This window comes from Microbulbifer regidiadema (SeqCode), from assembly GCF_052466995.1.
Genome location: NZ_CP174297.1, coordinates 2,942,074 through 2,956,507, shown reverse-complemented (window position 1 = coordinate 2,956,507; position 14,434 = coordinate 2,942,074). Strand labels below are relative to the sequence as shown.

8 protein-coding genes are annotated in these 14,434 nt (G+C 51.8%); 3 read left to right on the top strand and 5 right to left on the bottom strand.

The window, feature by feature from the left end; translation table 11 throughout:
* The first annotated feature begins 73 nt into the window (after positions 1 to 73).
* Complete coding sequence (locus ACJJIK_RS12850; RefSeq protein WP_444928698.1) at positions 74 to 2,935, top strand: TonB-dependent receptor; 2,862 nt, start codon at positions 74 to 76, stop codon at positions 2,933 to 2,935.
* Between the two features lie 134 nt (positions 2,936 to 3,069).
* Complete coding sequence (locus tag ACJJIK_RS12845) at positions 3,070 to 4,581, top strand: tryptophan halogenase family protein (protein WP_444942967.1); 1,512 nt, start codon at positions 3,070 to 3,072, stop codon at positions 4,579 to 4,581.
* 89 nt (positions 4,582 to 4,670) lie between these two features.
* On the opposite strand, the gene ACJJIK_RS12840 is transcribed toward ACJJIK_RS12845, so the two are convergent.
* From ACJJIK_RS12840 to ACJJIK_RS12820, 5 genes are all read right to left on the bottom strand, one after another.
* Entirely contained in the window at positions 4,671 to 4,970 is a 300-nt protein-coding gene (locus tag ACJJIK_RS12840) for a hypothetical protein (protein ID WP_444928696.1), read from the bottom strand.
* A 41-nt stretch (positions 4,971 to 5,011) separates the two neighbouring features.
* Complete coding sequence (locus ACJJIK_RS12835; RefSeq protein ID WP_444942966.1) at positions 5,012 to 6,829, bottom strand: VCBS domain-containing protein; 1,818 nt, start codon at positions 6,827 to 6,829, stop codon at positions 5,012 to 5,014.
* Between the two features lie 205 nt (positions 6,830 to 7,034).
* Positions 7,035 to 9,203 carry a tetratricopeptide repeat protein gene (locus ACJJIK_RS12830; RefSeq protein WP_444942965.1) on the bottom strand — a complete coding sequence of 723 codons (2,169 nt, stop codon included), beginning with the start codon at positions 9,201 to 9,203 and terminating at the stop codon, positions 7,035 to 7,037.
* A 3-nt stretch (positions 9,204 to 9,206) separates the two neighbouring features.
* Entirely contained in the window at positions 9,207 to 11,204 is a 1,998-nt protein-coding gene (locus tag ACJJIK_RS12825; protein WP_444928693.1) for a DUF3857 domain-containing transglutaminase family protein, read from the bottom strand.
* Between the two features lie 407 nt (positions 11,205 to 11,611).
* On the bottom strand, positions 11,612 to 12,460 hold the full coding sequence (locus ACJJIK_RS12820) for a DUF3014 domain-containing protein (RefSeq protein WP_444928692.1): 849 nt from the start codon (positions 12,458 to 12,460) through the stop codon (positions 11,612 to 11,614).
* A 269-nt stretch (positions 12,461 to 12,729) separates the two neighbouring features.
* On the opposite strand from ACJJIK_RS12820, the gene ACJJIK_RS12815 reads away from it, so the two are divergent.
* On the top strand, positions 12,730 to 14,376 hold the full coding sequence (locus ACJJIK_RS12815; protein ID WP_444942964.1) for an alpha-amylase family glycosyl hydrolase: 1,647 nt from the start codon (positions 12,730 to 12,732) through the stop codon (positions 14,374 to 14,376).
* Positions 14,377 to 14,434: the final 58 nt, after the last annotated feature.

Below are 14,434 nucleotides of genomic sequence, written 5' to 3'. Positions count from 1 at the left end.
GGAGGATGTTATGGATTAGGGGCCGCCCTAGGATGCAGGGTCTCAACATAACGATAAGTCCAGGGAGAAGATGATGAGTCTATCCAATAAAAGCAAAGGGGCGCTCAGACCCACTTTGCTATCTGCTGCCATCGCGGCCTCCGTGTCTACCTCGGTAGGGGCCTTTGCGCAGGAGCAGGAAACTCTGGAAGAAGTAACAGTTACCGGTATCCGTACCAGCGTTTTGGACTCCCTTGAAGCCAAGCGCTCCGCCGATGTTGTCGCCGATGTGGTGGATGCGGGCGCTCTGTCATCTCTTCCCGACCAATCAATCGCCGATGCCCTGGGCCGTCTGCCCGGCGTAACCACCGTGCGATCCAACGGTCAGTCCTCACAGCTAAATATCCGCGGTATGAACGGCGACTTCCTGCAGACGACCCTGAATGGTCGTGAACAGGCCTCCACCAGTGGCTACACCGAAAGCACCCGCTGGATCTCTTTTGACCAGTATCCGGCCGAGCTGATCAATCAGGCTGCAGTTTACAAATCTCCGAAAGCCTCCCATATCGAAGGCGGGGTTGCGGGCTCTGTCGAGCTGAAAACCGCGAATCCCCTGGATGCGGAGAAAGAACACAACTTTAATGCCAATGTGCGTATGTCGTTTAACGACGCAGCAGACGACATCGGTGCCGATGAATTCGGTGAGCGCGTCACGCTGTCGTACATGGGTAAATTTATGGACGACAAAGTAGGCGTAGCCCTGGGGTACTCCCACCTTGAGCAGCCGAACAGCTTTGTAAAGTCCCGTACGGGTGCAGACGACCAGATCGGTTACGAGCAGGATGTCGATTACGATGGTAACGGTAGCGAGGCGGCTTTGCCGCGCGCGTTCCAGTGGCAATCCGGTGATGGTACCGATACTCGTAATGGCTACCTGGCCAGCGTCGTTTTCGAGCCTACCGATAGCTTCAAGGCCCAGTTAGATTATTTTAAGTCTGACTTTGAGCGTGTTGATACTCGCCACGGTATTACGGTTGGTGGCCTGGCCAATACAAACTTTTACACCCTTTCCGATACCGAAGTGAATGGCGGTGTGGTTACCGATGGTACGGTAATTATTACCGACCCTAAAACAGTTGATCATTCCAGCCCCTGGTTTGAATCCCGCTCTGAGGATCAATCCACTCAGGCGGACAGCGATAGTATTGGTCTGAACCTGGAGTGGAATTTAGGTGATCGCCACACCCTGGCCGTTGACTACTCCTACAGTAAGGGCACCAAGACGCGCAAGGACCAGATTGTGTCCATGCACGCTTACGACCTGACCTATGATGACGATGGCAACTTAGAGACCTGGGAGGAAGCTGCTGGGCAGAGCTTTGCTTATTCCCTTAATGGCGATGGTATTCCCTCAGGCGTTTTCTCCGGTGTAGATTTCACCGATCTGGATACCATGCGTTTGTCGCGCTACGAAGAATACCCCCACGAGTACACCGATAAGGTTGAAGCCTTCAAATTCGATTACAAGTTCGATTTGGAGTGGCGAGCGATTGCCTCTATTGAGGCAGGATTCCGTGTCTCTGAGCGCACTTTTGACTCTGAGCGTGGAGCCTTCCTTTACGGTAGCCGCGATGGCCAATTCAATGATTACTGTGCGGATAACCTGTCCGACATCGATTGTGAGCCGCAACTACTGGACGGCTATGTCAGTGTTGAATCCACCAATGGGATACCACAATTCGTAGTCAACGACATGGATGCCCTGGCCTCCAGTATTTTTGGTGCCGGTAATTACCAAGGTAAAAAGGTATTTAGCCAGGACTGGACTTTCGTTGAGTCCGGGACGATGAAAGAGGAAGTCTTTGCCTACTACTTGATGGCCAATATCGATACCCAGCTGGGTAGCATTCCTGTAACTGGTAATTTCGGTGTACGTATTGTCGAGACCGATGTGAAATCCAGCGGAATCCAAAATGTGGGTGCCGGCAATGGTATCGAGATTACCGATGATGTGGGTGTAACTTCAGATAGCTATGACTATGTTGAGTACGGCCCCGAATACACAGATACCCTGCCTTCCCTTAACTTGAATTTTGAGCTGACCGAGCAGGACTATATTCGCTTTGCTGCAGCTAAAGTGATGGGCCGTCCACCGGTTGGGCAGCTGAAGGGGGGCGCTGGCTCTTGGAACAGTGTTAACAACGATGGCGCTACGGAGTACAACGTTTGGACCAAGGGGTCTCCCTATCTCGACCCTTTCCGTGCAAACCAGTTTGACTTGGCTTATGAGCACTATTTCGAAGATGGCGGCGCAGTAACTGCCGCGCTTTTCTGGAAGGATATCGAGAGCCTGGTAGAGAAGCAGTATATCTATCTGGATAGCCAGGCAGAGCGCACGGCGCTGTTTGATTCCCTGGGCATTGAAATTCCAGATGGCTTGGAAGCCGGTGCTTTTGAAACCTTTGTTAACAATGATAAAGGTGGTTATATCCGGGGTATAGAACTCGCCGGCACCAAGACCTTCGATCAGCTGCCGGGTATTTGGGCTGGTCTGGGTATGACTGCTAGCTATTCCTATACCGAGAGTGAAACCGAAGTGAGTGGCGGCAGTCTCTATGGTGAAAACCTGCCGTTGCCGGGTCTCTCTGAAAATGTTTGGAGCACTACTGTATTCTGGGATATCGGTAGTTTCAGCTCCCATGTCAATGTTCGCTATCGGGATGAATTTATCCTGAATATGCCGGTGCCAGGCAGCTCCACACCTGTGGAAGCGCAAGCCTATACCACGGTCGATGCACAGATATCCTACGCATTTGATAACGGTATTGATGTGGTTTTCTCCGCGAATAACCTCACTGATGAAGCGGATGTGAAATCTTATGGGGTGGATGGTGTCCTCGGTGAATACACCGAATTTGGGCGTCAGTTCTACCTCGGTCTGAACTACAGCTATTAAGTAGTGCTGATTCTTTCGGTGTAAATCGAAGATGTGATAAGAGACCGCCCGCTGAGCTACGCTTGCCGGGCGGTTTTTTTTGAAATATTAAAAGGGCCGCCAGTAAGTACGGTGCCGATTTTTTGAGAGTCGACATGAGCAACCAACGCAAAAAAATAATTATTCTTGGTGGGGGTACCGCTGGTTGGATAACTGCCAATCTGATGGCGACCCACTGGCAGGACAAAGGGTTTGAGATCACCCTGGTGGAATCGCCGGATATTGGCATTATCGGTGTCGGGGAGGGTTCAACTCCACCACTAAAAGGCTTTATGGAGACTATTGGGGTTAGCGAAGCGGAGTGGATGCCCGCCTGCAACGCTACCTATAAGGTCGGGATTACTTTTAAGGATTGGTCGGTCAAGCCGGGCTATAGCGAGTATGTTCACCCCTTTGTGGGGCAGCCGGATCAGTTCACCATCCCGGCATTTTTTCACAATAGTTTTCTGCGGCGAAAAGGTGTGGACCTGGAGGGACACCCGGACCACTTCTTTCTGGCAACTGAGATGATCCGGCAAAAATTATCTCCCGTCGCGCCGGAAAACTTCCCTTTTGAAATTGCCTATGGCTACCATTTTGATTCTGGTTTATTGGGCCAGTTTTTACGCCGGGTTGCGGAAAGAAAAGGGGTTCGCTATAAGGTGGCGACGGTTGCCGGTGCGATGCTCGATACCCAGGGCAATATCGATCACCTGAAAACCACCGATGGTGAAGTGCTTAAAGCGGATCTCTATGTCGATAGTTCCGGTTTTCGCGGAAGTCTTATTCAGCAGTCTTTGCAAGTGCCTTTTATCAGTAGTGCAGAGAGCTTATTTAATGATTCGGCGGTCGTATTTGCTACGGATCAGGAACAGGACTATGCGCCGCATACAATTTCCACTGCGATGAAATACGGTTGGGCCTGGAAAATTCCTCTGACCAATCGCAATGGCAACGGCTATGTCTACAGTTCTCGCTTTGTCGACGATGACAAGGCGGAAACAGAATTCCGCGCCCACTTGGGCCTACTGGATAGCGACGTTGAGGCGCGCCGGTTGCGCTTTAAGGTGGGGCGGGTTGCCCAGCACTGGGCGAAGAACTGCCTGGCGGTGGGGCTCTCCCAGGGCTTTATTGAGCCCTTGGAGGCGACGGCTCTGGATATGGTACAGGAAACCGTGGTGCGCTTTATTGAAGCCTATAACAATGGCGGTCATACAGATAAGTTCAGGGATGAGTTTAATAACCGCATCAGTGCCCGCTTTGATGCGGTACGGGATTATATTGTCTGCCACTATCGCATCAATTCACGGACGGATACGGATTACTGGCTTGCCAACGGGAGTAATGAAAAAATATCCCCATCGTTGCGTTCAATTTTGATGGCTTGGATGGCGGGGAAGAATATTACCGATGAGCTGCTGGAGCAAAAGCTGGATGTTTATTTCCCGAATGTATCATGGAATTGCCTGTTAACCGGCAAGGGGATTTACCCCGAACAGGATCAATTGCGGCCGGGTAATGAACTTGCGCACAAGTATAAAATAGAGGAAATCAGGGAGTTTAACCGCCGCTGTGCTCTAAACTTTATGCCGCATCTACAGCAGTTGAATCAGTTGAGAGTGGGGTAGGGGAGATAGTGGAATAGTGCTGCGGCTCGGCGAGCACTATTCCACTTTAACCGGCTTAATTGAGCCGCTTGCTTGATTGAATGCAGGGTTTATTTGCTATCTTGTAGTTCAATTTTTTCAGATTCTGTAATGCGCAGTGTGCGTTTTTCTCCGCGCTCACCGCGAATTCTCACTCTATCGCCAGACTTCATACCTTTGCGCTTGGCCTCATCGAGATCGATAAAATAGTAGTTTCCGCTCTGTTCATCTTTCAATGAAAATTTGTGCTTGGATTCTCCGGTCTCAAAGTTTTCTGAGATAACTTCTTCCAGGGTGCCGGTGACGGTTTCTTCCGCCTGCACAAATAGTGAGAATGTAAAGGTCAATGCCAATAAAAGTAGTCTTTTCATCGTGCTTATCCTGTTCTTTATGGCTCTACAATAATAGGGGCTTAGTCGCTGTAACTGACTATCAGGGTGGCTGACTGGCTATCGGAACTCCTGGATTGAAACTCGATAGTCAGTCCGATATCGGCGTCGGTAAAGCTATCCCCGGGTGCTTCGAGCTCTGCTACGTGATTAAAAAGATTATCATCCAGGTAATGAATGCTAACTGAATTCTCCATATGCGCAGAGGGGTTCAAGATGTCATGCCCTATATGATAGTTAACATAGTAATAATCTTCCCCGTTACTGCTGCCTTCACTTGCAACTTTTAGCTGTTGTGGCAGGTTGCCGCTGAGCTCGCCGGCCGTTAGCTCGATAGCCTCAATCTCCACTTGTTCGGTGCTGCCGGCGGTCTGAGTAATGGTTTTGCTGTACTCGGGAAACCAATCATACCAGCCCATATACTCCCGGTGGCCGCTACCAAATAGTCGTGAACCCCAGGCGTTGCCCATAAATGCCCCGCTTGTTCCGTACTCACTTTCACCTCTATCGTTGGTGTCACCATCATTGTTGTCATCGTTACCGGCGTGATTGAGCCCAATATTGTGGCCGAGTTCATGGCCCATAATCACCGGGTCTGTATAGGCGGTAATAAGGCTCCATTTTCCATTGAGAGCTGCGACACCAGCACCGACAAGTCCGGCGCTATTGGCTTCTGTAGGAAAAATATAAACGCGATGGCGCCAGTCACTCAGGTCAAGGGGGCTGTTGTTGTCATCGACCAAATTGGCTTCAATCCACTCGCTTGCATTGTCTCGCCAGGTGAAGCCCCCGTCAGTATATTCACCCCCCTGGCTGGCGCGGGCGCTGGCATTTTCAATACTGAGTGTTCCCCCATCCTGACTATCGGGGATATCATAACTGATACAGTCAATAGAGCTGTCTTCATTGCCGGCTTCCCCATAGCAATAGTGCTCCAGGGTATTATCATTAATGCGGTGGCGAAGAAACTTTAGCTGTCCCAATGAATTTTTCAGATAGGTGTTATCGAGAGAATCTTCATTGTTAAATACCATATTCGCAATATCGGAGATATCCGTTGTATCTGTCGGTACTGCGTCAGAGAAGTTCATAAAAATAAATACGATGCTGCTCTCTGTAGGTTCAATGGTAACGATATCAAAGATAATTGACTGGCTGGAGCCGTCGCTAAGTTGGAATGTGAGGGTGTCTTCTGCGGACTCTCCGCTATTTAAACTCTCTGCGCTGTCATTGAGGCTGTATTCCCAGTCACCATTGCTCGATAGTGTAAAGTCGCCGTAGGAGCCATTAATAGTTTCTGCAACAAATACAGGCGTGTTGCCATCGACATCGTCTAGGAGAAGTGTACCGGAGGCAAACTCCTTACCCTCTACCACCAAGGTGGCCAGGGGGGTGGCGGGGCTAAACGTATAGGTGTCGTCGAAGCCTGTGATGGAGATAGAAACCGTTGTTGAATCACTGGAGCCAACACCGATAGTGAAAGTATCGGTGACTACTTCTGAGCCCTGGATTGGATCGGCCAGTTCACTGTCGAGTGTATAAGTCCAGCTGCCATCGGTGGAGCTTTGCAATTCCCCGTAGCCCCCCTGGAAGTTGCCAGCTTCAAAGGTCTGGTTACTATTGGCGCTGTCGCTCAGCTGCCCGGTCGTGGTGGTGTCGTTATTTTCACTGACACTGCCACTATTGCCGCTTATCGTTGAGGCGTCATCAGAGCCGGAATTATCATCACTGCTCACCGGGGTATCGTCAGTATCACTATCATCAGAGCTTCCACCGCCACCACAGGCAGTGAGAAGGATAGATAGGCCGATCGCCATGAGCAACTTCAGTGAATAGGTCATATTACCTCGTAGATCCGTTGTACCGCATATGATTGGCGCGGAGTATAAAGAGCTGTGAACCTTATTCTGTGATGGCTGGCGTGCTTTTTAAGCTGGATCTATCAGTGGACTATCGATCTCAAACTGTCGAGATCGGTACTGCGGTAAAAATCGGAGAGTGAAGGTGGTCAACTATTGGGGTAAATAGTTGACCACCTGAGCGTTGTTACTCTGAGGAGAGTTCACTTAGGAGCTGTTTTAGATCTGTGATATTACAGTCTCTCGTATCAGTACAGACTTCCAGCATTTGTTTTAGCTGTCGGTTATCGCTTTGCTCGGTGGCCAGTTTTAAATAGTGAAGTACTTGGTCAAGGTTTTTATCGAGCGATTCTCCTCGACTGTAGGCTTCAGCAATTCTCAGAGAGGCCATACCATGGCCTCTCTTGGAAGCCTCTTCGTAGAGTGACAGCGCTCGATCGGGTTCTGCCGCTACACCGAGTCCCTGTTCATACATCCGCGCCTGATTAAAAAAACCATACTTGGAATTGTGGAGAGCGGCCTGTTCGAACCAATACAGTGCCTTGGAGTAGTCATTAGGCGTATTGTCAGAGTCCAGATAGATAAGCCCCAGCTTATTCATCGCTGTGGCTAAACCACTGTCTGCGGCCAGGGTGTAATAATAGATTGCCTGCTCCAGGTCCTGCTCTACCCCGCGCCCCCTCTCATAGAGTCCCGCCAGCCTGGCATTGGCGTTGGCCGAACCCTCCGCCCCCGCCAGCTGATAGAGCTCAGCGGCATGAGCTGGACTTTGCTCTACTCCATAACCGTGCTCAGCGGAGTAGCCCATATTGGTAATACACTCTAGGTTGCCGGCCCTGCCACACAGCAGATACCACGCATAGGCAATATCGGCGCTGGCGTCTGCAATTACTCCCTTGGAGTTGAGTATTCCCATTTTTAATTGTGCGGGCAGATGGTTGCGATATGCGGAAGCTTTGTAGTCTCTAATAGACTGATCAATATTTTGGGGCAGTCCATGTACGCCGTACTGTGCGATGCGGGCCTTCTCGTAGAGGGCGGCGGGATGTCCTGCTATGGCGGCCTCGTTGAGTAGCGCCATGCCTTTGGCAATTTCGTTTTTCCCCTCCAATAAATAGCTGGCGTAAAAGAATTGAGCCGGTGAGAAGCCGCTGTCGGAGGCTTGCTGGATAAGTTGCTCAAATTGAGGGTAGTTATCCTGTTCAAGCTCAGCGATGGCTTGAGTAAAGATTGCCATCGGGTAATTCTTATTGATACTGGCCTGCAAGAACTGTGCAGCAAGAGTTTCGTTAACCGCTGTAAACTCTTCCGAGGTAAAGAGGGAGTAGAGTTCGTACTCCGCCTGCCCCTCTTTCAGATGCCTTTCGGCACTGGCTAGCAGTGTTGCCGCTAAAGTGTGTTCAGCTTCGACCCCCAGCCCCATATAGGCCATATAAGCCAGGTAAACTTTTGCCTCTTGGAGCCCCAGTTCTGCCGCAGCAACAAATAACTGGGCGCACTCGTTGAGGGCAAATTTATCCGCTTTCCCACTGAGACACAGTCGCCCCAAGCTGATATTGGCAGAAACGGACCCCATCACAATGGCATCCAGATAGGCCTGTTCAGCTTGTGGGTACTGCCCCTCGGCGTGCAATACAATACCCTCGGCGTGCCGGGCGGTATAGTCCGTCGGGGCCAGTACTTGGATAACATCGCTATACAGTTGATCCGAAGTGCCGGCAAATGGATAGCGAATCGCGAGCAGCCGGTGCAGGAAGCGGGCATTATCGAAGTAAATCTTGGAGACCTGATTGCCGCCCACTTCCTTTACGTTATACACGCGGTAGATAGCATTGCGGCTATTGGCAAACTCTAGATAGCTATCGATAATTTCATAGCCAGATATGGTGAGCAGATCTTCGGCATCTGCCCAGCTTGCCACTTCGAAGGCGCTATAGCTCTGCTCACCACTGCGCCCGGAAAGAATGCCGGTGGCAATAAATTCAAACAGGTTTTTATGATAGTTGGCAGCCTCTAACTGCCCCACTGATTCATAGCACTCTGCGGCGGTGAGGTGGGGCATTAGAGAGAGGATGTGCTGGTTGGCTACAGCCTTCCAATCCACGGCTTCACAGGGTTTTTGTCCAGCTTCAATCGCGGCCACTTCAGTCAGGTAGCGCTCCCTGGCATCGATATTATTAACGGGTTGCTGCGATTCCAGATAGGCCGTCCAGAAATCTTCGTAAGTGACCGTGTCTGGGGCGCTGGCTACCTGCTCGGTTAACCGTCTTATCTGGTCGTTACCCGGTTCGAGAGCGGTCTGGCTTGCACAGGAAGCCAGTAGGCAAAGCGCGGGGGCAAAAAGAAATTTTTTCATGGTCTACTTCCTGATCAGAGATTTAACCAGGTTTTTCATCGCCTTGCTGGTTTCCTGGGCATTGGCGTTATCGCCTTTAGCCCAGAATTGATATTGCAGCGCCCTATCCAGTTTATCGAGCTGCTCCATATACTCGGCAATATCCGTATTGCGCACGTGGTCCGCCTTGGATTTAAAAGCGTAATTGACCGAGATATTATTGCCGGTATGAGCGGAGGTTCTGGAAAAGGTAAACCAGGGATTGTCTATTTTCAGGTCCTCGGATTCGTCTCGCCACAGTACTTCGCCGCTGATCTCGGCTATCGTTTTGTGATGGATATCCACAGGGTGCGTCAATGCCAGTGGACTCTGGCGAATGCGTTTTTGTGGGCTGGTGATATAAGACGCGATACTGGAACCATACAGGGAAAAAATTTTGCGGGCGGAATTCAGCTCGGCAAAGTCACTGATTTCATACAGTTCCGAGACCTGAAGTTTATTTTCATCGCGGTTATCCCGGTGGTGGATATTGGATGTGATTTCAATACCGGGGTAGTAAGTTGCCATAAAGTTTGCGTAATTGCTCTTTATGTACTCGGAGTCCGCAGACTGGAAAAAGTGACGCATCTGCTCCGCTTTTAGAGCGCTGTAGGTGGATTCCACTGTTAACCCGGCAGTATTTGCCCCCGCATTAATTGCAAAGGTCTCAGTGATGTCCAGTTGCAGGGTGCCGTTGGCGGGGTAAATTGTGGTCACCTCTTTGAGCGCTTGTGTACCGGCACGAACGGGGAGTGCCAGCTCGTAGTCAAAAAAGCCCTTACTCTTAATATCGGAGCCCTGACCGGACGCGGTACCATCAATCCAATAATCCTGCCCATTGAGTTCAATGACACTGATGACATGGTCAAATGAACTGGGGGAGGGAATGTCGTTGGCAATATCGCGTCCACGCCCCGATGACACCAGGGCGGGATAGGCTTTGACGCCCAAATGAGACAGCATGGCGGTGATTAATATGGCTTTATCTTTACAGTCGCCGTAGCGCTTATCCAGAGTTTCCTTTGGCGTGCGCGGTTGGTGTGAGTTGATGCCGAACTCGATACCAAAGTAGCGGATATCTTCCTGCACATAGGCAACTGCCTTGCTGACAGCGCTTTCAAGTCCCTCTTCTGCTCGCCATTGATCCAACTGCCGGGTGAGCTCCTGTGGCAGGGAGAGATCAATATCGTAGAGTGTCATGGCCCAGTCATTTACTTCCGCCCAGCTGCTATAGCCCGAGTATTGGATATAGTTGAATGGATCGTGCCAGTGAGGGTATTCCCCCTCTTGAAGTACCGGTGACACCTGTTGCAGATCCAGTGTGTACTGGAAAATATTGTCCTTGCGAGCCACCTTAATCGGCACCGTTTCTGTATTGAAGCGGTAATTCAGTTTGTTATCACTGGTGATTTTTACAAAGCGTCTGTCGATAGTATCCGGCCATGACAGATAGAAGGTGCCAAAATCCCCGCGTTCAAAGATGGGGTTATTACCCTCTAAGGTATAGGCATAGGAGATTTTGTCACCGGGGCGGATATCCTCAAGAATATACAGCGCATTCCACATCTCGGAATAGAGTTTATTGGACAGCTCCTGCTCAGACTGGAAGAGTTTGAAGTCCTCTTTTTCCAGGCGGTCGATTACTCGATTGTCGCGGGTAACGGTAATTTCGTGAATCACCAGCTGCTGGAACGCGGGGTAAAAACTGATGTTGAGTTCCGATACCTGGTTGACCCCCTGCTGATTGAGGGGCTCCATGACCAACTGAAAATAATACTGATGCTGTTCATTGGTATGGGAGATTTGGGAGTTGCTCAGGTGATACCTAACACTGCCTTCGGGCGCAGTCATATTGTTCGAGAGGCCGACGGCATCCACCCAGGCCGGTGTGGGGGCTATGCTGATTTCGGGCGTAGCCCGGGCCAGCGATACGACAAATAAGAGCGTGATAGCCAGAATTTGGCCTAGGGAACGATATTTCAAAGTGAGCCTCAATGGTTATCTGCAGCCTATACCGGTGGTAACAGAAGAGGTCTGAGGTTGCTGGGTACTGGGGAGCGCAAATAGAAGGAACGCGCGAGGCTCCCTATCATTGATTCGCTCCTGTGAACCCTGCATCTCTACCCTATCGGGTAGTGCCAATTGCCTTAAGGCGGCGGCACTCCGTTACCGCTTGGTGTTGGGATCGTTTAGTGAACTGCCAGTAATATACCCCAATGGCTACAGGCTGAGTATCGAATGGCGCTGACGGCGGGCTTTTGGGGAGCGTTTTTTGACGGCCTAAAGGGAGGCAAGGCCGGGAGAATTGCGCCCAGCCGAAAGAGTGTGCAAAAAACAATCATCTCGGGGCCCGGTCATCCAGCGCGAGAGCCGGATGACCGCAGGCCTGCCTATTGGGTTTGCTCCTGTACCGGCATCTCTGTGAGTTTTGTCTTCACTTCTTGCAGTTTTTCCTTAACCCGGGCCGCATTGTCAGGTCCCATACGGATCATCAGCTTTTGGATTCCGGGCAGTTTTTCCAGTGTCGGATCGGCAAACTTGTAGTAGACCGAGGGGCGTATCAACTGAATGGGGCCTTCAATCTCTGGTGCGGCCAGTACATTGTCAATGGCTTCAATAACGACCTGGTGGAATGACTTGTTGCGAATTCCCAGCTCGCCGTAGGCCTGAGCCAGGCGGGGATACCAGTATTGATACAGGGTGATGATGGCATCGGTGTCGGCCAGTGCAAACAGTCGCACCGGTTGGTCATAGCGGCGGTAGTTGTCCGCAGATAGCTGGTAGCCCTCAGTAGATGAACCGGTAACGGTGACGGGGCCGCGAATGTTCTTCAGTGGGCGATGTTTGTGGATCAGCTCACCCCGGGATGCGGCATTGGCGGCGGCGACCCACTTGCGTATTACCTCATCGGTTACCAGCCAACGGGATAGGGCACCTGCGGGGGCCAGGGTCATCAGCTCGTCGTATACGGCCTTGTCACTCTCATTGAGAGGGGGCGGCGGCGCCCTAGCGGGCTCCTCTTCAATTATCGGCTCCTGGGGCGGTTGGGCCGGTTCCGGGCTTTCCGGTTGGGCCAGGGTTTCTGGCTCGGGGGTGGTTTGTGGCTCTTCAACAATACTGATGGCCGGGGCTTCATTTTTCTTTTCGGCGCCGGTCCAGAGCCAATAGGCTGCCGCAGCGACCATAACCACCACAATAATGCCGATGACCCACCCTTGCTTAGATTGTTGTTCCGACATTCCCTGCCTCCTTTGACTGCTATCAGAATGTGACCCTTTGACCACGACAACGCGCTGCGGTTTCTCGCGGCCTGCTGGTTTTACATTACTCTGCAAAAGCGCCGCTCGCAAAATAGTTTTACTATGGAAAATTGCACAACCGGACTGCCGCCCTGACAGCCTGCGCAGTATCTACGCCCCCGGGCGGGAGGATGTTTGAATTACTGGGCCCACTAGAGTGGTATAGGGAGCCTCTGAATAATTCTGAGCGGCGAATAAAAGAGAGAACGATGGGAAAATTCACCAGCTTATTGATTGGCCTGATGCTAGGCGCGGTACAAACTGCCGTAGCTGCCGAACCGGTAGATCCTTTTTGGCGCAATGCGACGGTTTACTTTATGTTGCCGGACCGCTTTTATAATGGCGATAGTAGCAATGACTTCCCCTATGGTCGCAAAGATGACGCTGCACACCTGCGCGGCTTTGAGGGTGGGGATCTGCGCGGTGTTATCGAAAAAATTGAAGCCGGTTATTTTAATGATCTCGGGGTGGATGCTATCTGGATGGCCCCGGTGATTGAAAATATCCATGGCTACAATGAATCCGACAAGCGTACCTATGCCTTCCACGGCTACTGGCCGAAGGACTGGACTGCCGTCGATGCCAACTTCGGCACCGAGGCGGAGTTGGCGGAATTGATTGAGGTCGCCCACCGCCAGGGTATCCGCGTTTTGCTCGATGTTATCCTCAATCACACGGGCCCCGTCACTGAGAAGGACGCCAGGTGGCCCTCGGCCTGGCTGCGCAATAGCCAGCCGTGTGATTGGTCCGATTATGCCGGCAATGTTGAATGTGCCATTCATGCGAACCTGACCGATATCCTTACGGAGAGCGAAAAAGACGTCGAGCTGCCGGCGCAACTGTTGGCAAAGTGGAAGGATGAAGGGCGTCTGGAGCGGGAGCAGCGCGAGTTGGAAGCCTTTTTTGAGCGCACCGGTTACCCGCGCGCACCCAAATACTACCTGATCAAATGGCTCACCGATTGGGTGCGTGAATACGGTGTCGATGGTTTTCGTGTGGATACGGTTAAGCACGTAGAGCCACAGGCCTGGGCCCTGTTGAAGCGGGAGGCGGATCTGGCCCTGGCGGAGTGGAAAGCGGACAACCCGAACAAGAAGTTGGACGATCGCGATTTCTTTATGGTGGGGGAGGTTTACCATTTCGGTGTCAATAACTTTGGCCCCACAGTTGGCCGCTCCTACGATTACAGCGATCGAAAGGTCGACTTCTACCAGTATGGTTTCGACAGCCTGATTAATTTCGGCTTTGCCCAGGTTGCAGACCAGCCGGCGGAAGCTATTTTCTCCAGCTACTCCTCAGCCTTGAATAGCGGCGATTTAAAAGGGCTCGGTGTCCTGAATTACTTGGGCTCTCACGATGACCACCACTCATTTGACCGCGAGCGCCAGCACAGCGTGAGCGCCGCCAGCAAACTGATGTTGGCTCCCGGTGCCGTGCAGATATATTACGGTGATGAGCTGGCGCGCCCGATGATTGATGAGCGCGCTTACGGCGATGCCTCAATGCGCACCAATATGAACTGGGATGACTTGGCGCAGGCGGAAACCCGCGCACTGCTGGCCCACTGGCAGAAGCTCGGACAGTTCCGCCGTGCGCACCCGGCTGTCGGTGCCGGCGTTCACCGGAAGCTGGCGGATAAACCCTACACATTCTCCCGCACCCTCGCCGGTGAGCAAGCGGTCGTGGTGGCGATGGATCTCCCAGCAGGAGAAAAGAGTGTCGCGGTGGCCGGTATCTTTGCCGATGGCGTTGAGCTGACCGATTACTATTCGGGCAAGCGCGCCAGAGTGGAAGCTGGGCGAGTTACCTTTGTAACTGAGGGAGCCCTGCTACTCCTATCGGCGAAACCGCAGTAGAGCCTGAAAAAATAAAGCCCCGGCAGGGAATCACGGCCGGGGCTGTTAGCATTTCGAT

Bases quoted from the DNA above. Each gene is read 5' to 3' on its own strand.
- ACJJIK_RS12835 (WP_444942966.1), bottom strand. From the start codon at position 6,829: ATGACCTATTCACTGAAGTTGCTCATGGCGATCGGCCTATCTATCCTT.
- ACJJIK_RS12845 (WP_444942967.1), top strand. From the start codon at position 3,070: ATGAGCAACCAACGCAAAAAAATAATTATTCTTGGTGGGGGTACCGCT.
- ACJJIK_RS12830 (WP_444942965.1), bottom strand. From the start codon at position 9,203: ATGAAAAAATTTCTTTTTGCCCCCGCGCTTTGCCTACTGGCTTCCTGT.
- ACJJIK_RS12815 (WP_444942964.1), top strand. From the start codon at position 12,730: ATGGGAAAATTCACCAGCTTATTGATTGGCCTGATGCTAGGCGCGGTA.
- ACJJIK_RS12820 (WP_444928692.1), bottom strand. From the start codon at position 12,460: ATGTCGGAACAACAATCTAAGCAAGGGTGGGTCATCGGCATTATTGTG.
- ACJJIK_RS12840 (WP_444928696.1), bottom strand. From the start codon at position 4,970: ATGAAAAGACTACTTTTATTGGCATTGACCTTTACATTCTCACTATTT.
- ACJJIK_RS12850 (WP_444928698.1), top strand. From the start codon at position 74: ATGAGTCTATCCAATAAAAGCAAAGGGGCGCTCAGACCCACTTTGCTA.